The organism is Paenibacillus marchantiophytorum (genome assembly GCF_014640555.1).
Classification (GTDB): domain Bacteria; phylum Bacillota; class Bacilli; order Paenibacillales; family NBRC-103111; genus Paenibacillus_E; species Paenibacillus_E marchantiophytorum.
This window is the reverse complement of the sequence record NZ_BMHE01000022.1, coordinates 39,568-64,281: the sequence shown is the minus strand read 5'-3', so window position 1 is coordinate 64,281 and position 24,714 is coordinate 39,568. Positions and strand designations below refer to the sequence as shown.

Annotated in this window: 19 protein-coding genes; 14 read left to right on the top strand and 5 right to left on the bottom strand. The window is 44.3% G+C overall.

What is annotated here, in order from left to right; genetic code table 11:
- Window positions 1-261: 261 nt before the first annotated feature.
- The 6 genes from IEY34_RS20175 (at window position 262) to IEY34_RS20150 (ending at window position 11,115) form a co-directional block, all read left to right on the top strand.
- Window positions 262-1,185 (top strand): ABC transporter permease, encoded by a 924-nt coding sequence (locus IEY34_RS20175; protein ID WP_189014492.1) that lies wholly within the window; start codon window positions 262-264, stop codon window positions 1,183-1,185.
- Between the two features lie 14 nt (window positions 1,186-1,199).
- The gene (locus IEY34_RS20170) at window positions 1,200-2,090 is read left to right on the top strand and encodes a carbohydrate ABC transporter permease (protein WP_189014490.1); all 891 of its coding nucleotides are present in this window, start codon (window positions 1,200-1,202) and stop codon (window positions 2,088-2,090) included.
- Between the two features lie 96 nt (window positions 2,091-2,186).
- On the top strand, window positions 2,187-3,683 hold the full coding sequence (locus IEY34_RS20165; RefSeq protein WP_189014488.1) for a DUF3502 domain-containing protein: 1,497 nt from the start codon (window positions 2,187-2,189) through the stop codon (window positions 3,681-3,683).
- 13 nt (window positions 3,684-3,696) lie between these two features.
- Window positions 3,697-7,542 carry a heparin/heparin-sulfate lyase HepB gene (gene hepB, locus IEY34_RS20160; protein WP_189014486.1) on the top strand — a complete coding sequence of 1,282 codons (3,846 nt, stop codon included), beginning with the start codon at window positions 3,697-3,699 and terminating at the stop codon, window positions 7,540-7,542.
- A gap of 148 nt (window positions 7,543-7,690) precedes the next feature.
- Window positions 7,691-9,289: a response regulator transcription factor gene (locus IEY34_RS20155; protein WP_189014484.1), complete on the top strand. Its 1,599-nt coding sequence runs from the start codon at window positions 7,691-7,693 to the stop codon at window positions 9,287-9,289.
- Complete coding sequence (locus IEY34_RS20150; protein WP_189014482.1) at window positions 9,286-11,115, top strand: sensor histidine kinase; 1,830 nt, start codon at window positions 9,286-9,288, stop codon at window positions 11,113-11,115. Before IEY34_RS20155 ends, IEY34_RS20150 begins: the two co-directional genes overlap by 4 nt.
- A 73-nt stretch (window positions 11,116-11,188) precedes the next feature.
- On the opposite strand, the gene IEY34_RS20145 is transcribed toward IEY34_RS20150, so the two are convergent.
- Both IEY34_RS20145 and IEY34_RS20140 read right to left on the bottom strand, forming a co-directional pair.
- Window positions 11,189-12,442: a carbon-nitrogen hydrolase family protein gene (locus IEY34_RS20145; protein ID WP_189014480.1), complete on the bottom strand. Its 1,254-nt coding sequence runs from the start codon at window positions 12,440-12,442 to the stop codon at window positions 11,189-11,191.
- Between the two features lie 31 nt (window positions 12,443-12,473).
- Window positions 12,474-13,556, bottom strand: coding sequence for a Gfo/Idh/MocA family protein (locus IEY34_RS20140; RefSeq protein ID WP_189014478.1), 1,083 nt, complete (start codon window positions 13,554-13,556; stop codon window positions 12,474-12,476).
- Window positions 13,557-14,087: 531 nt separating this feature from the next.
- On the opposite strand from IEY34_RS20140, the gene IEY34_RS20135 reads away from it, so the two are divergent.
- The 4 genes from IEY34_RS20135 (at window position 14,088) to IEY34_RS20120 (ending at window position 18,175) form a co-directional block, all read left to right on the top strand.
- The gene (locus IEY34_RS20135; RefSeq protein ID WP_189014476.1) at window positions 14,088-14,942 is read left to right on the top strand and encodes a J domain-containing protein; all 855 of its coding nucleotides are present in this window, start codon (window positions 14,088-14,090) and stop codon (window positions 14,940-14,942) included.
- A 274-nt stretch (window positions 14,943-15,216) separates the two neighbouring features.
- A complete protein-coding gene (locus IEY34_RS20130; RefSeq protein WP_189014474.1) occupies window positions 15,217-15,867 on the top strand; it encodes a DUF1266 domain-containing protein in 651 nt (216 codons plus the stop codon).
- Window positions 15,868-16,082: 215 nt separating this feature from the next.
- Window positions 16,083-16,244, top strand: coding sequence for a DUF255 domain-containing protein (locus IEY34_RS37570; RefSeq protein WP_189014472.1), 162 nt, complete (start codon window positions 16,083-16,085; stop codon window positions 16,242-16,244).
- Between the two features lie 38 nt (window positions 16,245-16,282).
- Window positions 16,283-18,175 carry a thioredoxin domain-containing protein gene (locus tag IEY34_RS20120; protein ID WP_189014457.1) on the top strand — a complete coding sequence of 631 codons (1,893 nt, stop codon included), beginning with the start codon at window positions 16,283-16,285 and terminating at the stop codon, window positions 18,173-18,175.
- A 27-nt stretch (window positions 18,176-18,202) separates the two neighbouring features.
- On the opposite strand, the gene IEY34_RS20115 is transcribed toward IEY34_RS20120, so the two are convergent.
- Together IEY34_RS20115 and IEY34_RS20110 are read right to left on the bottom strand one after the other, a co-directional pair.
- Window positions 18,203-18,898: a DUF4386 domain-containing protein gene (locus IEY34_RS20115; protein WP_189014455.1), complete on the bottom strand. Its 696-nt coding sequence runs from the start codon at window positions 18,896-18,898 to the stop codon at window positions 18,203-18,205.
- A 252-nt stretch (window positions 18,899-19,150) separates the two neighbouring features.
- Window positions 19,151-19,309 carry a DUF1540 domain-containing protein gene (locus IEY34_RS20110; protein WP_189014453.1) on the bottom strand — a complete coding sequence of 53 codons (159 nt, stop codon included), beginning with the start codon at window positions 19,307-19,309 and terminating at the stop codon, window positions 19,151-19,153.
- Window positions 19,310-19,464: 155 nt separating this feature from the next.
- Here IEY34_RS20110 and IEY34_RS20105 point away from each other — a divergent pair, with 155 nt between their 5' ends.
- Complete coding sequence (locus tag IEY34_RS20105; protein WP_189014451.1) at window positions 19,465-19,680, top strand: hypothetical protein; 216 nt, start codon at window positions 19,465-19,467, stop codon at window positions 19,678-19,680.
- Window positions 19,681-19,737: 57 nt separating this feature from the next.
- Here the strand turns inward: IEY34_RS20105 and IEY34_RS20100 are convergent, their stop codons facing one another.
- On the bottom strand, window positions 19,738-21,654 hold the full coding sequence (locus IEY34_RS20100) for a glycosyl hydrolase family 18 protein (protein ID WP_189014449.1): 1,917 nt from the start codon (window positions 21,652-21,654) through the stop codon (window positions 19,738-19,740).
- Window positions 21,655-21,834: 180 nt separating this feature from the next.
- Here IEY34_RS20100 and IEY34_RS20095 point away from each other — a divergent pair, with 180 nt between their 5' ends.
- The 3 genes from IEY34_RS20095 to IEY34_RS20085 are packed head-to-tail and all read left to right on the top strand — an operon-like array spanning window position 21,835 to window position 24,546.
- On the top strand, window positions 21,835-22,368 hold the full coding sequence (locus IEY34_RS20095) for a DUF309 domain-containing protein (RefSeq protein ID WP_189014447.1): 534 nt from the start codon (window positions 21,835-21,837) through the stop codon (window positions 22,366-22,368).
- On the top strand, window positions 22,365-23,093 hold the full coding sequence (locus tag IEY34_RS20090; protein WP_229757740.1) for a response regulator transcription factor: 729 nt from the start codon (window positions 22,365-22,367) through the stop codon (window positions 23,091-23,093). The genes IEY34_RS20095 and IEY34_RS20090 overlap by 4 nt, the downstream gene beginning before the upstream one ends.
- On the top strand, window positions 23,086-24,546 hold the full coding sequence (locus tag IEY34_RS20085) for a sensor histidine kinase (protein ID WP_189014445.1): 1,461 nt from the start codon (window positions 23,086-23,088) through the stop codon (window positions 24,544-24,546). Before IEY34_RS20090 ends, IEY34_RS20085 begins: the two co-directional genes overlap by 8 nt.
- Window positions 24,547-24,714 lie beyond the last annotated feature (168 nt).

Here is a 24,714-nt window from a genome sequence, read left to right as displayed (position 1 = left end):
AATAGTTCATGTCTGATTCATTATAAAAAGAACGATCTCAACATGAAATGAAGGATGTCATTGAAACATGAACAATATGATTGAATTTTCTGAGATGCTCGGAAGAGTCACGTTGGAGCAATACGGCAGGTTGATGCCATGGTCAGGTGGCAAAAGGATAGTTTTCCGCTGATTATCATAATCCTGCATCATTTATTATAAATACCTTGTATTGTACGATGTTTATATCAATAGAACATTGCCATGAAAGAGGATGTGTATATGCAAAAATCAACGAGATTACTTTTTGAATTAAAGAAAAATAGAACGATGTTTCTCATGATAGCTCCAGCTGTCATCTATTTCTTCATCTTTAATTATCTACCCATGACTGGAGCCATCGTAGCCTTTAAACATTTTCAATATGATAAGGGCATCCTGTTTAGTCCATGGATAGGGTTTAAGAATTTTAGTTTTTTCTTCCAATCCGGGCAAGCGTGGTTGCTCACAAAAAATACGATACTTTATAATTTAGCCTTTATAGCCACAGGGGTCGTATGTTCAATTGCGATTGCCATCATATTCTCAGAAATCAAAGGAAAGTATTTCAAAAAGTTTACGCATGCCGCGATGTTTTTACCTTTCTTTATTTCCTGGGTTGTTGTCGGAGCTTTTGTCTATAGTATGTTGAATTACGAGTTTGGTAGTTTGAACACCTTAATGAAAGGGCTTCATCTTGAACCAGTTGATGTGTATGGCACTCCTGCTTTATGGAAATACATCATTGTCGGTTTCTATCTTTGGAAGACTGTTGGCTATGGCAGCATCATTTACCTTGCGGTGATAACCGGAATAAACCCTGAATTATACGAGGCGGCAGATTTGGATGGTGCTAGCATCTATCAGAAAATCTATCATATTACATTTCCTTTATTGAAAGTTACCATCATGATTATGGTATTATTGCAGATTGGACACATTCTCAGAGGGAATCTAGATATGTTCTATCAATTAGTAGGTAATAACGGGGTGCTGTTCAATGCAACGGATGTGATTGATACGTTTGTATTTAGGGCTTTAATCTCGGCCAATGATATGGGACTGCCTTCGGCTATAGGCTTATATCAGAATGCAATTGGTTTTGTAGTCATCCTTACATTTAATTATTTAGCGAAAAAAGTGAATTCCGATTATGCATTATTCTAGGTGGGGGGCCAGCAATGAAAGTTAATCATTCAGCAAGAAGAGATATGCTCACATTTAATATGATTGGATATAGTATTGTCATTATCTTCACGATAGTATGTCTTATTCCTTTTCTCCTTACTTTATCAGGGTCATTTACAGAGGAATCTTCACTTTTTCAGGATGGTTACAGGCTGATACCCAAGTCAGTTTCAATGGATGCCTACGCGTTGATCTTTAAAAGTCCCAAAGTCATATTTGGCGCTTACGGTGTTACGATTTCGCTTGTTGTGCTGGGTACGGCATTAGGTTTGTTCTTAACTACAATGACATCTTTTGTTCTCCATAGAAAGGATTTCAGGTATAGAAATAAATTTGCCTTTTACTTCTTCTTCACGACATTGTTTAGCGGAGGCATTGTTCCGTGGTACATCATTATGATCAACCTAGGTATGAAAAATAATTACTTGGCGCTTCTTCTTCCCAATCTTCTCTCTGTCTTTAATATTATCATTATGCGCACCTTCTTTACGGCCATACCGGAGAGTATAGGTGAATCCGCGAAAATCGACGGCGCAGGTGATTTCACGATATATCGCAAGCTTTATCTACCTATGTCTGTTCCCGCTTTGGCTACGATTGGCTTGTTTTTAGCTATTACCTATTGGAATGATTGGTATCCGGCGATGCTGTTTATTAGCAAAGACGAATTGATCCCCTTACAATACCAACTTTACAAGGTGTTTAATGATATGCAATTTGCCCAACAGGTAGCTTCACAAACGGGGATATCTGTTGGCAATATGCCTTCGGAAACATTCAAAATGGCGATGACCATGGTTACAATTGGTCCGATCATCGTATTGTATCCGTTTTTACAAAAGTATTTCATTAAGGGAATGACTGTGGGCGCTGTGAAAGGATAACCCGGGAAACCGCTTATCAATATATGAATCAGGAGGGTTACAGAAATGAGAAGACATATATCCAAATCTATTCCGTGTTTAACCGTTTCACTTCTTATGGTGGCACTTTTTACCGGATGTACTCAAACGGACAATAAAGGAGTGGAGAGCACACCAAGTAATAAGGCAAGTGCCACGCCAGCTCCTGCTTCTGGGAAGCCAGACACTTCAAAGCCAGTTAACTTGACGATGTATCTGACAAACCCTAAATCAGATGATATTCAGATTCTGGAAGACGAGCTGAATAAAATGCTGAAGCAGGACATTAATACGACTGTCAAAATATCTTTACTGACAAACGATGCTTATAAACTGATGTTAACCTCCGGTGAAGATTTTGATTTAGCGTACTCAGCCAGTTGGTTGAATTATGCGGATAATGCCAGGAAAGGAGCGTTTAAAGAAATAACACCTGAGATGTTGAAAACATATGCACCATTGACTGCCATTGAAGAAAAGGCGAAATTAAGCTCTGGTTACGTAGATGGGAAAATGTTCGGTTTGCCAGCACCTATTACCAATTACTATTACAACTTATTCCTTGTCAGAGGCGACTTAATGAAAAAGTATAATGCTCCTGACATCAAGTCGTTGGATGACTTAGGCGTATTCCTTGATGCCGTGAAGAAAAATGAGCCCAACATCATCCCCTTCAATTTAGGCAAAAATGATAGTTGGATGCTTCCGGCCGTTTTTTATGGAAGTAATGATATAACGGCGCCAGGAGCAGCAAATTCAACAAGTCCAATTCAGCTCAGAAAGGGAGACAACTCTCTTAAACTTAATTATGCCCTTGACATGCCTGAAGTTGTTCAATTCCTTAAAACAATGAAAGATTGGAAAGAAAAAGGCTTCTGGGCTAAGAATACGCTGGCAAATCCAGTTAGTATTGGTGATTCATTTAAGAATGGGAAGAGTGCTGTTTCATTTGCGGGCACTGTTGATGGTGCGAATGCAAGCTATTTTGACTTTGCAAAAGAACATCCAGATTGGGATGTAAGAGTATTTCCAGCTTTCTTCAAGGGGAGTGTGGATGCATACTCCTATTCCAATAACTCCATGGTGATCGGGGCTAAATCCAAGAATGCTGAAAGAGCCCTAATGGTTCTAGATTTATTAAGAAATAATGAAAAGTACAATGTGCTGAGCAAGTATGGTGTTGAAGGCAAGCACTATACGCTTAATGCTGAAGGTAAAATAAGCTATCCTGGCCCAAGCTTCCAAGGTGGAGTATGGGGCGTATCCAACGATAAATTTATCAAAACCCCAGCAGTTACGATGCCGAACTATGCAGATTTGATTAACGATGAGAAGAAGCGGTATAAAGCGAATCCACTCGTAGATTTTGTGCTTAATACCAAAGATATCAGCGACGTTGCAGCCAATATAGCGAACCTTTACACCCAATATGGGACACCGCTCTTCATGGGGTTTGTGGATGATGTAGACAAAGCAGCTGAGACGTATAAACAAAAGCTGAAAGAAGCTGGCGTGGAGAAATATGTAGATGCCACTAAAGCGCAGATGGATGAATATATGAAGAATCATAAATAGTAGGAGGCTAAAAATGTCCAAAATGGTAAAGTGGTTACTCATTTTCATTCTTGCAGCCGGTATAGTTCCAATAATGGCTGTTCCGTCTGCCGAAGCATCGGTTCCAGTGACTGTTAGTAATCCTGGTTTTGAAAATGGTCTCACAGGTTGGCAGCAACTTTGGCCCGACAATCCGGCAATAATCGCTACATCCCCGGTCCATTCGGGCGTCAACAGCCTCGTTCTGAACGATACGAAAATCGATGGGTATTACGGCGTAAATTCCTTACCCATCCCTGCGGTAGAAGGCGAGTCGTACAAAGTCACCGTTAGTGCGTATTACGAGACGAATGCATATGGTGTTCTCGTGCTTGCTTTTGACAATAAATCAGGCCAGTCTATTAAGGATACTAGGGTAGCGGTATCCGGAGGGCCAGGCAAATGGAGCGAGATGACAGTTTCACTGCAGGCTCCCGCAAATACGGCTTCCGTCAGGGTGCGCCTAATCAGCGGTTTAACACAGACGGGAAAAGTATATTTTGACGACGTGAAAGTAGAGAAATTGCCAGTTTTGACAGGCAAGGTTACCGAGATAGGCTTAGGAACTCCCTTACCTTTGGTAAATTTGAACCTGTATGATGGATCGGATACAGCTTTTACCCATCTTATCGCTAGTAGTGTAAGCGGTAAAGACGGCTCGTACACGTTGTCGAACATGGCGCCAGGCTCGTACGTCCTCCGAGCCTTACGAAACGGATTCGCCGCACAAACGTTCTCTGTCCTTGTCGTCGATGGATCCAGTACACCCCTCAATATTCAGATGGTGCCCGATCCTGCTTTCCCGCCACGTCCCGTTTCTGGAACGGTAACGGAGCTAGTATACGGGCAACCTCTCCAAGGTGCGAAGATCAGCTTATTTAAGGAAACCGATCATGAAGCGACCATGGAGTTGACGGCCAGTGTGACGACTAACGAGAATGGGAGCTATTCGTTCCCAGCTGTCGCGCCATCCGATCGTTATTTTGTTAAAGTAGAAAAGTCTGGTTACGTAACGACACGGGAGCCGGTGTATGTCTACGACGGTCCAGTCTTAGATGCCGATGTACAGATTCCAATCGAGCCTCCTATTTATACGGCTGCAACCATACCCAAGCCCAGTGTCGGTCACCCTAGACTATTTGTCCAAAGTGGGGATATTCCAGGGATTCGGGCCAAGCAATCGATGCCGTTCTTCCAGCCTCTTTTTGCAAATTTACAAAATCTGCGAGACACGCAAGGCTACACATCGCGAAGCAATCTGACATTAACAGCAAATCAAATGCAAACGTTTACATTCCCTTCAGTAGAGGAAGCTCGCTATGTACGTCTTGTTAGTCGCGGAAGTACAGGATCAAATGCGCTAGCGATCAGAGAAATCGAAGTCTTCAAGAATGGTTCAGGAGGAGGACGGGAAGAGGTACCTGTACAAGGCGCGACTAGCAGTGCCAAATGCTCGAACTCAAGTGAATTTGCTGCAGACAAGGCAATCGATAAGGATGTGAATACTTTATACTGCAACTTTGACCTTATGGGAACCTTTACCCTTGACATGGGCTCTAAGACATTCATTCAATCACTCGATATCATCTTTAACTATGACACCAGCCGCGTCTATCTGTTCGACATTTTGGTATCCAAGGACAACACGAATTGGAAACTTGTCGATCTTGGTATGGGCGGGGGAGCATTGCCGCCAGCTCCTGCTGGCCAAAGCAATATCATAGCTAGTTTGCTTTCGCAGGTGAATGCCAATGCCTTTGCCTATATGCTCGACAGGGAGCACAATCTTGCGCAAGGCCAGAAAGCCGTGAATATGGCTATGAATATTGTGGATACCGCGCAATATGTACCAAGGGATTACAATAATAATACCGGCCAGCTCTTGGAAATGGTTGCACTTGTATACGACTGGTGTTATCCATTGCTCACGAATGAGCAGAAGATACATTTTAAGGATGCCATCCTGCGCTTCGCAGCGGATCTGGAGATGCATTATTACGATTCTGGCACTAAAGTTTTTGATTTCGCTCTCGGTACGGGGCATGGTGGCGAAGACCAGTTGTTCCGTCATTTGCTAAGCGCAGCTATTGCCGTTTATGATGAATATCCGAATATTTATAATCGGGTAGTTCCCGAGTTTCTTAACAAAGCTGTACCGGTACGTGATTATTTCTACGGCTCTGATTCCCATCATCAGGGTGGTTCTTACGGAGCTACCCGCTACAGCACAGAATTGTGGGCAACGGCGATTTTCACCAAGATGGGACTACCCAGCCCCTTTTCCATCAAGCAGAGCAAGGTCATTTACAAGCAAATCTACGCACGCAGACCGGATGGACAGATGCTGCGGGATGGTGACGAATTTAATCCCGTATACACCCCGCTGAACACGGTATGGCACTACCAACCGCTCGCGATGCTTGCTGCTGCTCTTTTTAATGATCCCTATATCAAGAACGAATTTATGGAAACATATACGCCGAATGAGATGCCGATCTACGAAATTCTGTTACTGGACGGGAACACGGCTTCGCAGGCCAAACCGCCAAACGATCTTCCACTAACACATTACTTTAACGATCCGGAAGCGTCGATGATTGCAAGATCAGGATGGGACGATGTATCCACGACCACACACCAATCATCCAGCGTTGTCGCCGAGATGAAGATCGGCAACCGTCGCTTCGGCAATCATGAGCATATGGATTTCGGCAGCTTCCAGATTTATTATAAGGGAGGTCTTGCGATCGATTCAGGTATCTACTCTGGTATGACAAACGGAGTAGCCAGTAGTTATTTTGGCCCGCACGATCAATATTACAACAAGCGCACAATCGCTCATAATTCGATGCTGGTCTACGACCCGAACGAACGCCCAACCGGCAATGACGGCGGGCAGCGCTGGCTCGATACAGGCCCGACTCGCAGCGGAAACGATGCACAGACGCTTCAGGATGTGTTCGGCAGCAACTACAAGTTTGGGGAAGTGCAAGGGCATGCATTCGGCCCAGATCCGATTACGCCTGACTACAGCTACATTAAGGGCGATCTATCGTCTGCTTACACCTCCAAGATGGAACAGTACCAACGTTCTATGATGTTCCTAAATTTGAAGGATTCGACAAATCCAGCGGCAATGATCGTCTTTGACCGTGTTGTCTCCTCCGATCCGAATTTCAAGAAGTATTGGTTGCTGCACAGCATCGAGGAGCCCATTATAGACGAAGCTACGAAAACGTCGACGATCAGGCGAACAGATAAGGGTGACAGCGGCAAGCTTGTCAATCAAACGCTGCTTCCCCAAGCATCCAATGCCGTTATCCAAAAAGTCGGCGGTCCTGGGCACGAATTCGATGTATTCGGAACCAACTATCCGATAACGCCTACAAACCCGAATAATACCGAAGAACCAGGCGCGTGGCGTATTCAGCTTTCGCCGGGAACGGCGGAGAAGGAAGACTTGTTCCTGAACGTGCTGCAAGTCATGGATGGTGACAAACAGCCGCTACCTGTACAGAAGCTAGATGCCCCGGCGCTTGTCGGCGTACAGCTAGCCGATAAAGCTGTCCTTTTCAGCAAGTCGGGCAAGAGACAGTCAGGAACAGTAACGTTTGCCGTCTATAGCGGTTCCAATGAATCGCAATTCATCGTAACGGATCTAGAGCCGGGCTTTTGGAGAATCGAGCATGACGGCGTGGCACAATTGGGTACAGTCACGAAGGAAGGCAATGTGCTCAGCTTCAACGGTCCTGCGGGAACGACGTACACGTTGACCTCCGTACCGAACATCACAGCACCAGCAAATGCGATTCTTTCCGCAGACATCACCGTAACGAAGTAGGACTTGTCATAGAACCAAATTGCGCGCGGAGAACGAGGTTATCCCCAAGAGTAGGCATATCTTGAGGGATAGCCTTAATCTCGTATTACTCCAAGTGTTGGCCTATGTTACAATGGGTACAAATTAGTAGAATAAGGGGCGTTTGACTGTGATAAAACTTGTTATTGTTGATGATGAGAAGATAACAAGGGAAGGTTTGCTCCAGTATATCCCTTGGCATGATCTTGGTGTTGATGTCGTTGAGATCGCTGGGGATGGCTTTGAAGCGTTGGAAATCGCTGAGCGTTTGCAGCCCGATATCATCTTAAGTGATATAAGGATGCCAGATATGGATGGGATTGAACTTGCAGGCAAACTTAGGGATATTTTACCGCAATGTACAATCCTGTTTTTGAGTGCATATGCAGACAAGGAATACCTAAAATCGGCTATTCATCTAAAAGCACTTCATTATCTTGAAAAGCCGGTTAACCGGGAAGAAGTGAAAAGTGCAATTAAGGATGCTGTCCAAGCTATTGTTGTAGAAAAGCGAAAAAGAGCAGATGACGTGGACATGAGGGTAAGGTTTGAAAGAAGCAGCAGTGTGTTTAAGGAGAAGCTCGTTCTGGAAATGACTAACGGGCAAGTGCTGCCAGATGAAATTAAGATGTACTTTGCTACTTTACAGCTGGATATGCCGTTAACCGGGGATTTTGTGACCACCTTAATTAAGCTGGATATCGAATCGGATAGTCAGATAGAGATACAGCAGAAGCATAAGGATCAAATAATAAAATCAGTTGATACCATCTTTGCAGACCCGCAGATCAAGCATTTAGCGGGTTTTAAGCATACAAACCATATTTTAGTTCATTTTTATGGGCAAAGTATCCGCCATCTATTTTTTTCAGCGAGTTTATTAGAGCAGCTTAAGATGAGTATTGAACATATTGTCGGTTTGAAAACCAATTTATTTATCGCGTTGGGAAAGAAAGTACATACGATTTCGGATGTTCAAGAATCTTATTTCACTGCAGCTATCGCTCTCCAAAAGCAGTTTTTTATCGGCCATAACCGGATTGTCATGTATGAGGAAGAATGTGAAAGTGTGTATGAATTAGATGAATCTTTGAGCAACAAGTTTCTGGACTATATCAAAGAACATGAGCAGGAAAAAGCCAAGGTTTACATAAGAAGTTTAAATGATGATTTCAGAAGAAATACAAATCTGCTCGTGAATTCAATTAAAAATGTCTATTTCAATATGCTTGTGGGATTAAATAAATTTGCTGAAGAGTTCAATATTACGATTATTGAGGATGAACATAAGAAAGATTTCTTATGGGAAATGATCACGAGAATCCCGACCTTAACGGAAATTGAAGTGTATTTGTTGGAGCGGATTAATTTTGTATTCGAGAAAATGAAAACGATGGACAATATCGGAGAGAATATTTATCAAATCATGCAGTATATCAGTGAACACTTTGCTGAAGAAAGCTTAACGATTGCTGCTATAGCCAACAATATGTATTTGACGCCGACCTATATATGCAAGATCTTTAAAAACAAAACGGGGAAAACGATCAACCAATACATTACCGAAGTGAGAATTGAAAAAGCCAAGGGGCTTTTGAAGGAAGAAAAAATAAAGCTATTGGAAATCTCACATCGGGTAGGCTATCTTAGTCCTAATCATTTTGCTAAAACCTTCAAAAAATTGACGGGAATGAATCCTTCGGAATTCAGAGAAAGGCATTTCTTATGACATTTAGCATAAAAAACGTCGTATTGAAGTATATATTGGATCAAAAAATTAAAAAGAAATTATTTATTACCTATTTTGTATTAATTATCATACCGTTGTTGATTTTTTCTTTGATCGCATACCACAAAATTGCGCAAACGATCCAGAACAATACGATGTTTTCTGTTAAACAATCGTTCGATCAAGCCGTCTTTTCTTTTTCATCCAGAGTGGAGAATGCCAAGAATATGTCTGATTTAATCATTCTTGATGCCGAAGCTACCCGAGCCTTCAATAAAATGATTGTACCCAATGAAGAAATCCCCCATCAAATCAATGATTATACGTATTTGAGCAGGTTATTTACCTATTTGCAGCGAAATGCGGATGTCTTCCATATCCGTCTGTTTATCCCTGACAATCTCATGTATTCCGGTGATGGACAAAACTTTTTCAGCTTGGAAACAGCGTACGATAAGAAGTGGTATGAAGACTTGCTAAACAAGTCAGTCAATATTTTGTGGTACCCTACGACATCTGTAACGATAGATTCTTCCGGGAAGACGATCAAGGAAAGGGTTTTGTCAGCTTTGCGTCTTGTGAAAAAACCAAATGACTATACTAAAAATATAGCTATTTTGAGCATTGATATCCTGGAGAGTGATATTCATAGCATGCTTAAAAAGGCTGCTGATCTAACAGAAACAGGAATTGTATACATCGAAAACAACGAAGGTATCATTCAGTCCAGCACATCCTTGGCCATAACAGCAAATTGGAGGGTTCCAGAAAAATATTCGAATACTTTGCACGAAGGAGATTGGCAGAAAATAAAGATTAACGATGAAATGGCTTTTGTGGGTTATAAAAATATTGAGAAAACGGATTTGCGGATTGTATCGGTCGTTCCCTTAAAGGAAATCCTTACTTCAAGCAGCCACGAAAGAAATTCGTTGATTATATTACTGCTTGTAATGGGAGCGTTAGCTTACCTGTTGGCTTATTTCATTTCTGCTTCAAGCACCAAACGGATTTACAATCTAGTTGATACTATGAGGCGGGTTCAAAAGGGTGATTTGTCCGTAACCATTCCAAAGGATAGCAGAGACGAAATCGGTGAGCTGGCAGTCAATTTTAATTTTATGATAAAAAAAATAAATGAATTAATCGAAGAACAATACAAGAGCGGGCAGGAGGTTAAGGAAGCAGAGCTTAAATTGGTTCAAGCAGAGTTCAAGACCTTACAGGCTCAGATTAATCCGCACTTTCTTTACAATACGCTGGATTTAATTAATTGGATGGCAATCAAATATAATTGTCCGGATATCGAATCTTTGATTTATTCCTTGTCGCGGTTCTATAAACTAAGTTTAAGAAAAGGTGCAGACATTGTGACGATTCGCGATGAAGTTATGCATATCCAAACCTACTTGCAAATTCAAAATTATCGGTTTGAAAATTGCGTGCAATTGGAATTGGATGTAGCCAGCATTCATTCGTATAGAATTCCTAAAATCACGTTGCATCCTCTCGTTGAGAATTCGATTATGCACGGCATTTATAAAAAATCAGGGAGCACCGGCACCATTAAAATAAGCGGAAAGCTGGAGAATGACCATCTTGTTATGTATATCGAGGATGACGGAGTTGGCATGACGGAAGAGCAAATTGAGCGGATTTTTCAACACAATGATCCAGATGAACAAACGGAAGATTTGCATGGATTCGGGATTAGAAACGTCAACGAAAGGTTGAAGCAACACTTTGGGAGTTCGTATGGTTTAACTTATCGAAGTACATGGGGAGAGGGGACAACAGTCGAAATCCGAATCCCGCTCCAAATTTGATCGTGGGAACACAAAAACCTCCTTCTCCTTGAAATAAACTCAGGATGAGGAGGTTTAACTATTGTAAGATTAGTTAGTTTGAATTCAGCAAAGCGTGATACTCATCCGTTCTACGTTCTTTCTTGAATAAACTGCGAGATTCTCCATTGCCGTCTCCAATAGAGAGCCAGTAAGTGTAACGCCGCTCGTCCAATCGAATATCGGCCGTGAACACACCTGTTGCTTCGTCAGCTACATGCCCAATGATGTCACCCATAGGGTCAATGATTCGACTTGAAGCGGGACCATTGCAGCCTGAAACAACGACATGCAATCCATTATCTCTTGCGCGAGCTTTTGTTTGCAGCAGTTCATTGCCAATCGTCGGTATGAAAATCACTTCTGCACCCGAAAGGGCTAGAATTCGCGCAGATTCTGGAAACTCTTGATCGTAGCAGATCATCACTCCTATACGCCCAAAATCTGTATCGAAAATACCATGTCCAGTTCCTGACATGACTCCGGATTCTGCTTCGTAAAGCGGCAAATGGATTTTGCGATATTTCCCTGCGATCCCGCCATCTCGTCCGATCAACACTGCAGTATTATAAATATGCTCATCTTCTCGCTCATACATGGTAAATAAAATGTAGCTATTATACGCTGCGGCTTTAATCGCAAGCTCATTCGTAAGTGTACCTGGTATGGGCTGACATTTCTCCACCATAGGAAGCTTAACAGAGGCTTCATAGAAGGTTTCTGTCAAACAGATGATATCGGGGTTGCTGCTGCCGGATTTATCGATTACCTCCAACATTAAACCAAGATTTGTAGCAAAATCCTCTGTCGGTTTTATATAGGTGGTAGCCACGCGAACAAGTCGTTCATCCAGTTTACCGCATTCCACTATAGATATATTTCTCCATGTAACCATCCCATTAGCACTCCAGCGAAAGGAAAGCTCAAGCCTTACCATCGCAGCCTGCAATGGTGAATCGATCGTTCTACTAAGCCTGCGAATTCCATCATTTAACAATGCTAGATGATCGATAAAATCTCGTTGAATTAACGCTCCTTTTTCATCCAACCAAGTCACAATCGCATATATGCTGACCTGTTCATTCGCTACATCTGTTATTTCATATTCTGCGCCTAATTCATATTTACGATTTTCTTCAACTTGAATTAGTCTGCTATGCCAGCTTCCATAGCACCCGCTGTGCCCTTTACCTTTTATTTGAAGCTCTTTACCTTTTTCGTGCTCTTTGATATGGAAATCAGGGGAGAGCTCTGCACGAGGTGTCCAAGAATGCCAATCTTCCTCATTCAACTTATTAACCAGATTCATTTGCTCACCCTCCTTGTCAAATTCCATTAGGTTAATCGAAATAAATCGCTTTCCCAGTCCTCGAAGATTCATAAATAGCTTCCAATATTTGCGTGACAACTAGCGCTTGCTCAGGTTTTACCAACGGTTCCGTATCATGAAGTATGCAATCGAGCCACATCCGAGCTTCCAGATCGCTTGGGCTTTCTTCGCTGCCTTCAAAAAAGTCAACTCCGCCTACGCTCATATCGGTGGTGGTTGCGTACATTCTGCCCAGCCTTTCGCCGTTAATGCGAAGCCCATCACGCATATCCGCTCCTCCCTCTGTACCGCAAAGCGTCGTTTTTGCCTCAAGAGTGTCAAGTGAGTTGAGGGCCCAGCTGGATTCGAGTATAACGGTCGCTCCATTCTGCATGGTAATAAAACCGAAAGCTGAATCTTCTACAGTAAACTTTTCAGGATCCCATGGTCCCCAGAAGTTTGCTGCATTTTCTTTGCGGCTAAGCTTGTTGAAAGTTGATCCCAGGACACATTTCGGAGCATAATTGTTCATCATACGCAAGGTTAAATCCAGTGCATGGCTGCCGATATCGATGAGCGGGCCACCGCCTTGTTTCTCTTGGTCCAGAAAAACGCCCCAGGTGGGAACCCCACGTCTGCGGATGGCATGAGCTTTGGCAAAATAAATGTCGCCAAGCTCGCCATTATCGCAAATTTGCTGCAAATAACGGCTGTCCGGCCGGAAGTTATTCTGGTAAGCAATCGAGAGCTTTTTGCCGGTCCGTCGAGCGGCTTCCAACATGGCTTGCGCCTCAGCTGCATTCTTGGCCATCGGTTTCTCGCACATGACATGCTTGCCGGACTCCATTGCCGCAATAGAAATCTCGGCATGTGAGTCGTTTGGCGTACATACATAGATCACATCGATAGTGTCATCCTTAAGGATCTCTCTATAATCGTAATACGATTTTGCGCCAATTGCACCATGTTTTTCCGCAGCTCTTTCTGCTTTATCGACAATGATATCGCAGAAGGCGACCTTTTCCAGCTCATTCAATTTGGCAAGCGCAGGGAAATGCTTCTCGAATGCAATGCCGCCGCAACCAATAATTGCCGCTTTAAGTTTCTTAACCATCTTAACCGACCTCCGCAAATATATAACTTTGTTACAGCCCGCTTTAGGGTAGTTGTTCATTTCAGTTTTATTATAGGGCGAACGAATGCTGCTATGAAATGAAGGATGTCATTGAAACATGAACAATATGATTGAGTTTCAGGGATAGGTGATTTGATGGATATTTGACTCATTGGTGGGAGTTTTCGATACTAGACCTGAGTATTGAAGGAGGTAGCGGTTTTTGAGAAAGCGGAGCTTGAGAATAAGTCATTTTTTTAAGCTGTGGGAATAGTCGTTGTCATTGGTGGCAGGGAGTAATTAGCACAAAGTAATCATACTTTGTTAATGAGGAATATTATATTACTTTTATTAATGCTTTTTTGTAAAATGGATGTAATCTCTGGTATGATTTGAGCTGCGCTACTTCCCTTATTAATGCCAAAAAAAAGAATGGCTTAAATCATCTTTGAAAATACAATTCCGAAGTGGGCATACATGGGGCATTAAAAAAACAGAAATCTAGCTACGTAAAAGGACTGATAACTATTCATGCATATTTGGAATACGCTGGGAATTGATCCCAGTGGTGACAGTTCCGTCATTAAGAGAGCTTACGCGAAGCAGTTGAAGCTCCATCACCCTGAAGATGACCCGGAGGGTTATCAACGGTTGCGGGAAGCTTATGATCAAGCTCTTAGGCAGGCAAAACAGCAGAGTAACCGATCAGTCAACCGTATTGTTTCGGAGGAAGAAGATGAGCAGCAGGAAGATCAGCGTGTATCCGTTTCACCGCGGATCGTATTGCAAGAAGTTGATCATCAGCAGGAAAGTCAGCATGTGTCTGTTTCTAACCGCATTATGATCCTGCCAGAGCAGGATCATGTACCTCGCAGTCCTGAACATCAATTAAATGAGTTTATGGGTAAGGTCAAAATGATATACCACACTTTCATATCACGAATCGATACAGATTGTTGGTTGGAACTAATGAATGACGATGTCATGTGGAATGTAAATCTTCAACGTTCCGTTTACGAACGAATGCTCAATTTTTTGGAAAGTCATCCTTATTTGCCAAGATCGGTATGGCAACTGCTCGAAGGCAGTTTTCGTTGGAAGGAGAAAGCGCTAGAGGATCGGGATTTGTTTTCCAAACGGTATCCTAATGTGTTTATTTATGCACTGGAGGATCAGCAATATGCGACAAGCTTGCGGTATTCGTTCCTTGCAGATGCAGGAAACATTGATTACGATGCCTTTCTGCATTACCGGGTAATGGCGTTGAGAGCGCTCAAAGACCATGATTTGCAGACTGCGGAAGAAATGCTGAATAAAGCCTGTGAAGTGTTTCCCAGTGATCCGGATTTGCTTCGCCTTCATGTTATATCAAGTTGGGACAATTAAACCAAGCTAGAGAAAGCTATCATCGGATATTGGACATCCATTCGAACGATATCGAAGCACTTGTTTATCTTGCGGATTTCGAGCGGTCCACAGTTAAGCTAAAGAGCTTTGGGCAATCGGAGGAATTAGAGCCTACAGATGAGATGGAACTCCAACTGAGTGCTCAGCCTCCGTTACTGTCGTTATTTGCAAAAATTAAAGAGCTGTTATTTCAGCTTGCAAAACTATTTTAGTATTTATGGAGCAAGTAGAAAGGAGTTGTCTTTGTTTCAGTATGGATTATTACAATTTCGAAGCTCGCCAACAATTAACTTTATATATTCATGCACTTTCGTCTTTTTGCTTGAAAGGGCATAATCCTTATCCTTTTGCCAAAAATATGCGCCAAATATACGAAAATAAAAGTCGGTTGCGTCAATTGCTGTACAAATGGGAAATCGATGATGCCGAAATGCTAAAAGTGAAGTTGGACTGGTACTTTCAAACTGGGCACAGAAAAGAGTTTCGTGACAGTAGTATGCTGCTCTCAGGACTTTCAATATCGGAACGCGCTGAATATATACAATCTCTGCCTGACGGGGATCCAAGAAGAGCAAAGCTGATTGTCTCCAATCATTATTTGACACGCTTGCCAGTGGAAGGCATAGCCGCATACGATCATTCTTGGTGCGTATATGCTTGCTGCGCGGGATATGAACTCGGATATTTAACGGAAGAGGATAAATGGAGAATGGTGACTGTCAGTGTACGGGATGTTAGAAAATCATATTCAAGCTGGAAGGACTATGCTATCGGATATGCGGCAGGAGCGGACTTCACAGAGCCTTCTTCTTCTTTTGAATATGTAAATAAAAACCAAAATTTCCTTATTAAGCTGCTTATTGCTCCAGACAGTCCGCTAAGACAAATTAGCTTAAGCTATTAAGGTTCTGGAGCGTACACCACATATAAAAGAGTATTTTTTATCCTCGTGTCTCTAATGGATTGTTGCAATGCAAGCCTATCCGCTTTTCATACGTGGATGCATGTTCCAGAAAAAGGAAAAAATCTTTCTGAGTCGAATTTTAGAACGTTTTTCTTTTTTCAGAGCATGTTAAACTCAAACAAAAATATCCCAAAAACCAAGGGAGGTGATGCCCCATGACAACGAACAACAAACCCAATAGATTAGCCAAGGAAAAGTCGCCGTATTTGCTGCAACATCAATACAATTCGGTAGACTGGTTTCCTTGGTCAGACGAGGCTTTTGAAATCGCCAAACGCGATAATAAGCCAGTCTTTTTATCTATTGGGTATAGCTGACGTTGGATATCTGGAGAACTTGTCATTGGTGCCACGTCATGGCACACGAATCCTTCGAAGACCAAACCGTAGCAGATATGCTGAACAAGGATTTCATCTCCATCAAAGTTGATCGTGAAGAACGGCCGGATGTCGACCACATCTACATGGCGGTATGCCAGGCGATGACAGGCCGAGGCGGCTGGCCGCTGACGGTGTTCCTGACGCCGGAGAAGAAGCCTTTCTTCGCAGGAACGTACTTCCCGCGCAGTCGGAAGTATAACCGAGCTGGATTGGTAGAGATCATAGCCCAGATGGCAGCGAAGTGGAAGGAAGACCCGGAACGCATTCGTGAGGTAGGGGAGCAGGTGATGCAAGATATGACAAGTCGACTGCTTGAGCATCGCACGGGTGGCGAGGTTTCGGAGGAAACGCTCCATGAGGCATTCCGTTTGTATGAGCGTACATTTGATCCAGCGAACGGTGGCTTCGGCAGCTCGCCCAAATTCCCGACCGCTCATCATCTATCGTTTCTACTAAGGTATTATTATAAAACCGGTAAGGAAAAAGCGCTTGAAATGGTTGAAAAGACGCTCGATACTATGCATCGTGGAGGGATGTACGACCACGTCGGATTCGGATTTTCGAGGTATTCCGTCGATGAGAGATGGTTGATTCCTCATTTTGAAAAGATGCTGTATGACAACGCATTGCTAGTTATGACCTACATAGAAGCTTATCAAGTGACAGGAAAAGAGAAGTATGCGGAGGTCGCAGAGCAGATCATCACTTACGTGCTTCGCGATATGACGGATGAGGGCGGAGCTTTCTACTCCGCTGAGGATGCGGATTCCGAAGGCGAGGAAGGCAAGTTCTATGTCTGGACGTCGGATGAAGTGGAGGTCGTTCTTGGAATAGACGAAGGCGATCTTTATTCGGAGCTGTACGATATTACGGAGTCGGGGAATTATGAGGGGCGTAATATCCCGAATCTTATTGACACGACTTTGGTGTCTTTTGCGAAGCGGAAGCAGATTCCTCTAGAGGAGCTGAAGCAGCGGATTGAGGCGGCCCGCGTCAAGCTGTTCGCGCATCGCGAACAGCGCATTCATCCGGGCAAGGATGATAAGATTCTGACCTCGTGGAACGGTCTGATGATTGCTGCGCTGTCCAAGTCTGCGCGGGCCTTGGACAAACCAGCTTACGCGGAGGCTGCCGCGAAAGCCGCGGATTTCCTGCTTCGCGAGCTGCGCCGCGAGGATGGACGTTTGCTCGCCCGCTATCGCGACGGCGAAGCTACTTTCCTCGGCTACGTGGACGATTACGCATTCCTCGTATGGGGCTTGCTCGAGCTGTACGAAACCACGTTCGAGCTGCGCTACCTCCGTGAAGCGGTCCAGCTGAACGCCGAGATGCTCCGCCTCTTCGGCGACGAAGAGAAGGGCGGGCTCTTCTTCTACGGCAGCGATGCCGAGCAGCTGCTCACCCGCCCCAAAGAGATCTACGACGGCGCGATGCCGTCGGGGAACGGGGCCGCCGCGCTGAACCTGCTGCGGCTATCCAGGCTGACCTACGACGCGAAGCTGTCGCAGGCAGCCGATGTCCAGCTCCAGGCGTTCGCCGGAGCTGTTGCCGCTTACCCGCCGGGCTATGCGCTGACGCTGGCCGCGCTGGATTTCGCTTACGGCGAAGCCAGCGAAATCGTCATCGCCGGCGACCCGGCGAAGCCGCAGGCGCAGCAGATGCTGCGCACGGTGCAGCGGCAATATCTGCCGAATACGCTGCTGATTCTTCATCCGCCAGGTGAGGCTGGCGAAGAAGTGCGCAAGCTTATTCCGCTTGTTCAAGACAAGCTGCCGCTTGGTGGGCAAGCTACAGCTTACGTATGCCAGAATTTTGCCTGCCAAGCGCCGACGCAAGATCTGGAGGACCTCGAAAACCTTACTTCCTAAGATGCTTTCTCGTCTAGAGCCTACATCTTAATTCGATACAGAATCCTGCTCCGCCCGGTTGAATCCTTTAACGATTAGCCATATAGCCAAAACCATTTGTTGAAAGGCTATTGCAATGTTCAACATCATGTAGGCTGCATCCAGACCGATGAAGCGAATCATAAATAATAAGCTTGCCGATATGGACATTGTAGATCCAATAAGACCCCAAACTGACAACCAACGTGGAACTAGTTTTGTTTGGTAAAATAGGCAGTTAAACAAGAACATAGCCAAAACAAAGGCCAGTGTCGTTGCCACATGGTTCACCAAATCACGTCCTGCCTGCAACAATCCACCCAAGGTCTGGAAGTACGATATCTCCAGAGTTCCCACTTTTGTGAATTCATGGCTTAATGTCAATAGCAGCAGAAGAATGATTACACCAATAATAATGAATGCACCTGCAATAATGCCGAAAGCAACAGATCCAAGAGCTAAACCTTTATTAATCTTACTTAAAATCGGATACATCAAAATAGGAATGCCAACATAGGAAACAACCATTAACAATTGGAAAAACGCGCCCAGTAGTACCTGGTTTTCAGTTGCATAAGCTTCGACAAGGTAGTCTGCTCCATCTATAACAGGAACAATACTAAATATACCTGCAACTATCCCGGCAATTAATAACACGCCAGTAATTACTGCAGACCTTCTACCTGAATTCCTCAACAGTCTCAACCTCCCTCAAATAGCTGCTTTTCTAATAAAATAACAGGAAAAGGTAAGCCGCAACAGATACTTTAGTATGGTTAATTTTCTTTTGAAAAGCAGCAGAGAAGAAATTATTGAACTAATTTATCCTCAAAAGAGTGATAATAATTATCATTATTGGTTACAATGTCTATAGAGGGCGAAAAAGAGGCCCCGAAGGCCTCTTCTTTTCGAACTTTCGCTGTTTTCAAGCAGTCAAGCTTCCATTCTTGCAGTCAGTTAAACTTTCGGTTCAAAAGTCTTACAATCGGTTTCTTCGGAATTACGAGCTTGATTGCTGCCGTGGTGGCTCACGACATAAATCGAGTTCGCGTTGCATTTGTTGCCGTTCGCCCAGTTTTTACAGGAATTCACTTCACAAAGGACATCTTTCGCCATGTTTATTTCACCTCCTTTACCTTCTAGGGTGGGCGAAATAGGCCTATTTTTATACATAGTCTGGAAATGAATTATTTCCAGAGGATAGCATTACCGTTTTGCTGCTTCAATACATATACTTGGAGGAAGGGATTTTACTTCAAGGGGTTGATGTTATGGCCGAAAAAGAGCTGCAAACCTGTGTGCGCTGTCACTATGTCGCAGATAAGGAAGAACGTTATTGCATTCGATGCGGGGCGCCGCTGAAAAATAAGTGCACGAAGGAGAAATCGCTTCTCCACAAAGGGTGCAGCAAAGTGAATAAAGCGGATGCCAAATTCTGTTCGGACTGCGGCACGGCAACGATTTTCAGTGAATTAGGTTTAATTTAATGAAAAAAGAGCACCCCCGGTGGAACTTGGGGGTGCTCTTTACTTTTAAGCTTGCAGCTATTTATTTTGCAAAATCATTTTCCATAAATCCGCTTGATCGTAGCCAAGCCGCCAAGCTGCAACACCGGCAATGTCGTATTTTTTGGCCATATCCAGACGGGCTTTGACGGTTGCCTCATCTTCTAACCAGAATACATAGGTAAATCCGTTTTCCTTATATTCGATTTTGTACTGTTCAAAGGTTTTGTCCCATGTCTTTGTGGTCGTTTTGGATGCCATCAGGGCAGGGATATCTTTCATAAGCACGGTTCGGTTGCCTTGCAAGGCACCAGCGGCATCCAGCTTCCACTCGCGAACATAGTAGGGGATACCAAGAATTATTTTGTCCCGCGGAATGCCATAGGAAAGGAATTCTTGTATGCCGCCGTCTGTCCAAGGAAGTCCGGAAACAGATCCGGCCGATGTGCTCCCTTTGTAGAACTGATCATAAGCCATGATAGCTACATAATCGACCAAGCTGCCCAGCTTCTCATGATCGAACGCAGAGAGATGATTCCATTTGACACTGCCGCGAGGAAGATCAATGGAGACAACCAAGCCGTGCAGGTGGGCATAAGCGGTTAATTTGGTCATGAAAGCTGTAAAAGCATTGCGGTCCGATCCAGCCAGACTCTCGAAATCGACATTAATGCCTGGAACACCAAGCTGTACGGAGCGGTCTACCAAAGCGGTAATAAATTTATCTTGGGCCGCGCTATCCGCCAGAAATTGTGACGTTAAGGTTGAATTGAATTGATTATTGACCAGCGGGTACACGGTGTAGCCGTTTTTTTGCAGCCATTTGACGGTATCAGCGTTGGAATTATCTTTCAAACCGCCGCCTGCATCAGCAAGCTCAAAATAGCTGGGAGAATCGACATCCAGTCCAATTGTGTTGTTCACTTGTGCTTTGATCGTATCTGCGCCTGATTGACCGTTCCAGCCCCATACTTGAAGTTTTTTGAAATTATCCCACAGCAGCGTTCGATCTAGTGTTTGAATGGAGGCATTGCTGTATTGCACGCTGTAGTTTAATGCCTCTGGAATGGTTTTAAACTCGCCGATGAGCGCTGTGTTTTGCAGGACTTGGTAAGAGGCGAAGTTATTCCAAATCTTATGTCCTTCTTTGAAAATGGCGCTATGCCCCCATTGTGTTGCATAGGCGATGGCCTCATCGAGGGAAGTAAAGTCTTGTAAAAAGGAATCGTTTTGAAAGACTTTATACGTTTTAAGATTGCTGTACACGGTTTGATTGGTTGTCGTATTGACAACGGTTGAATTTCCCCATTTCAGAGACTCTTTGATCGCATCTTCGAGCGAAGCGAATTTCCAATTGTCAGCTGAAAAGGTCCCTTGATACACTTTATAAGCGGGCTCCCCGGAGCTTAAAAGCTGTTTAACATCAGAGGCGATGTTATCCCAAACCCATTGGTTGTTGTCCAGGTTGATGATGTGGGCGCTGCCCCACTTTTTGGCTTCAGCGATGGCTTCATTCAAGGTAAGGAATTTCCAGCTGTCCAGGGTAATTTCATTCTGATAGACCTGATATCTCGGGTAATTATTCCAAGCCCAGCCTGTGGATTGCAAATCTCGTACGCTTGCGTTCGTCCATTTCTTGGCTTCAGCAATGGCGGCATCGAGCGTGGTGAATTGCCATTCCGGCAAGGTTGCATCCAGTTGATAAACTTGATAGCGGGGGAAATTGTTCCACAGCCATTTGCGCGAACCGATTTCTTCAACGTGACTATTGGTGAATCCCTTGGCAAACGCTTCAGCTTGATTATACGAAGCGAATTCCATCAGCACGTGATTGTATTGGTAAACGCGGTATTTGGTCGTTTTGTCAGGTGTGGTGGCACCTGCGGCATGAACCGCATGAGGTACGGTCATGGCTAGCAGCAAAGTGCCAGCAAGCATCCATTTTCCAATTTTCATCTTTCACGCCTCTTTCTAGTAATCTACTGTATTGGACGTTTCAAAAGGTAGAATGGTTGCGTTGGAAAATGATAGAAAGCATGAAGATGTTGTCTGAGAGATTGGACGATGGCACAACTTTCGAGTAACATGAAGAGAATAGAAGCATTGCCGTGATTACAACAAGGTGGAGGAACAGGAATGAAGCCATATCCGGGAGCTTATCTCGATTATTTACTTTATTTTCATGCGGAGCGGGACTATTTTGAGTGCCATGAAGTGATGGAGGAGTTCTGGAAGGAGCATCCAGGAGATGAACGCGGCAGGACATACGTGGCTCTGATCCAAATCGCCGTGGGGATGTACCATATTCGCCGTGGGAATCGCATAGGCGCGCTCAAAATGCTGCAAAGCGCAGCAGCCAATGCGGAGGCGATTCATCTCAGCTCGCTTGGACTGGATTCCGGTAAGCTTCAGCACTTATTAAGTGAAACGTTGAGGCAAATTGAACATCATGAATACAGCTACTATGATATTAATTTACCGATTGCCGATCCCGAGTTAACCGCTTGGTGTATGGAGGCATGTGAGCGTAAAGGATGGACGTGGCTAGCGCCAAGTGCGTTGCTGGATGAGCAGCTTACCCATAAGCATACGAAGCGGGATCGCTCCGAGGTCATCCTAGAGAGAGCAAGACAACAGCAAATCCGCAAAGAAAAGGGTGGAGCGAAGTGATTTCGGAAGGTAAAATTCTTGTTGTGGATGATGAACCCAATATTGCCGAGGTGGTCCGTTTGTATTTGGAGCATTCCAATTATGAAGCGATTTTGCTGCCGCGCGGACAGGATGTACTCCAAACCATTGCCGCTGAGAGGCCTCATTTGGTCCTGCTGGACATTATGCTGCCGGATATTTCCGGGTATGAACTCTGTGATCAAATTCGCAAGATGGATGCGCCTTTTCACCAAACACCGATTATTTTCCTGACAGCCAAAGGAGAGTCTATCGATAAATTAAGAGGCTTTAATCTAGGTGTTGATGATTATTTGGTCAAGCCTTTTGATCCCAATGAGCTGATTGCCCGCATCAAGGCTGTTTTGCGTCGTACTGTGCAAGTAGCAAGCGAGCCTGCTAATCCCCAGAGTACTTCCCGCAAATGGCTTGAAATTGGCAATATTGTCATCGATTTGGACCAGTATCGGGTCACGGTTGGTGGGAAAAGGGTGGAGTTGACACCGAAGGAAATCGAATTGCTATTTTTCCTGACAACGCATCCAGGTCGGGTATTTACGAGGGAAGATTTGCTTGGTTATGTGTGGAATTTTGATTTTACAGGCGGTACGCGAACGGTGGATGCCCATGTGAAAAATTTGCGTAAAAAACTTGGGCAGCATGACATGTGGAACATTCAAACATTGTGGGGGATCGGCTACTCGTTTGAGGTGGTTCAACATGGCTAAGGTCAGACGATGGATCGTGAGCAAGTACAACAGTCTTTATCTGAAAATATTTCTGTCTTTTCTGGCGACTTGTGTGCTTTTCTTCGCGGGCCTTTTCCTGTTCTGGAACTACTATTTTACGGATTTATTTTATAAAGATAAGATCGAATTGATGGAGAAGCGCAATGTGGAAGTCACGCGCTTAATGAATTCTGTCCAAGATGGGACTATTACAACGCGAGAATTGAAATACACCATTCGTATTTTGGCGCGAAGCATTAATGGACAAGTATGGCTCGTGGATGAGAAAGGCACTATTCTGAATGGCTCCTCTGATAGTGAAGGCCGAGGAATCCCGAAGCAGATGGATGCCTTGTTCATCGATGGCTTGCACGGTCATTCCGGTTACGGAATGGTCGGTTTGACGATGCCGGACGGGCGAGAAATTAACCTGTTTACCTATCACGCTCCATATCAACTGAATGGTCAGCCGATGGTCATTATCCTGCATTTTCCAGCGGGGGATATCAGTGAGGCGATATCTGCCGTGCGTGTGAATATTATGGTGCCGCTGCTCTTCTCGCTGCTTGCTGTCGGATTCATTCTCTTCATAATTTCCCGCAAGCTGGCTGGGCCGCTTCAACAAATGAATCGCGCTGCGCTCGAGCTGGCGCACGGCGATTTCACAACTCGAGTTCCGATCACCTCGCACGATGAGGTGGGTCAACTCGCCGCCAGTTTCAACTTCATGGTGGATCAACTAGAGGAGTGGGAAGGAACCAGACAAGAGTTTCTAACCAATGTGTCGCATGAGCTGCGTTCTCCGCTAACAACGCTTCGAGGTTTCATTGTCGCCATGAACGATAAGGTCATTCCAGAAGAGAAATATTCACATTACTTGCGCATTTGCGATCAAGAGGTTCAGCGTCTTCAACGTCTGGTTACGGATTTACTCGATTTGGCGCAAATTCAGAATGGCATAGATGTGTTTCGGATGAGGCCGGTGATTATGGCAGAAACGCTGGAAGATTCATTGGAGCTATTGAAGGCACCTATTGCTGATAAGCAAATCTCACTTCATGTGATTCTTCCGGATCCGCTGCTAGAGCCAGCGCAAGTGGCGCTAGACCCGGATCGTTTTGCCCAAATTGTGCAGAATTTGATCTACAATTCGCTCAAATTCACGTCCGAAGGCGGGACGTTGACGGTTGCCTTGGAGGAACAAGAACATGAAGTTCATATATACATCAGGGACACTGGGGCAGGGATGACAGATGCCGAGCTTGCTCGTATTTGGGACCGCTTCTACAAAGCCGATGAGGCCAGAACCTCGCGATCCGATGTGTCCACAGGTACCGGTCTTGGTCTGACGATTGTGAAGCATTTGGTAACGGGGATGGATGGAACCATTCAAGTGCGCAGCCGAGTGGGGGAAGGTACCGAGTTTTGCGTTATTTTTCCGCGAATTGCGTAGTTTGTTTACAAATATTTTACAAGTTAAGCAAACTTAATTCATGTTTATTTCGTATCCTGTTGCTAGTGGACAGGATTTTTTGTTTTGGAGGTGTATGTAAGATTAGATACACACAAAAAGTGATAGTAAGTATCACACTCTTGGCCTGCCTGTTAAGTGCTTGCAGTC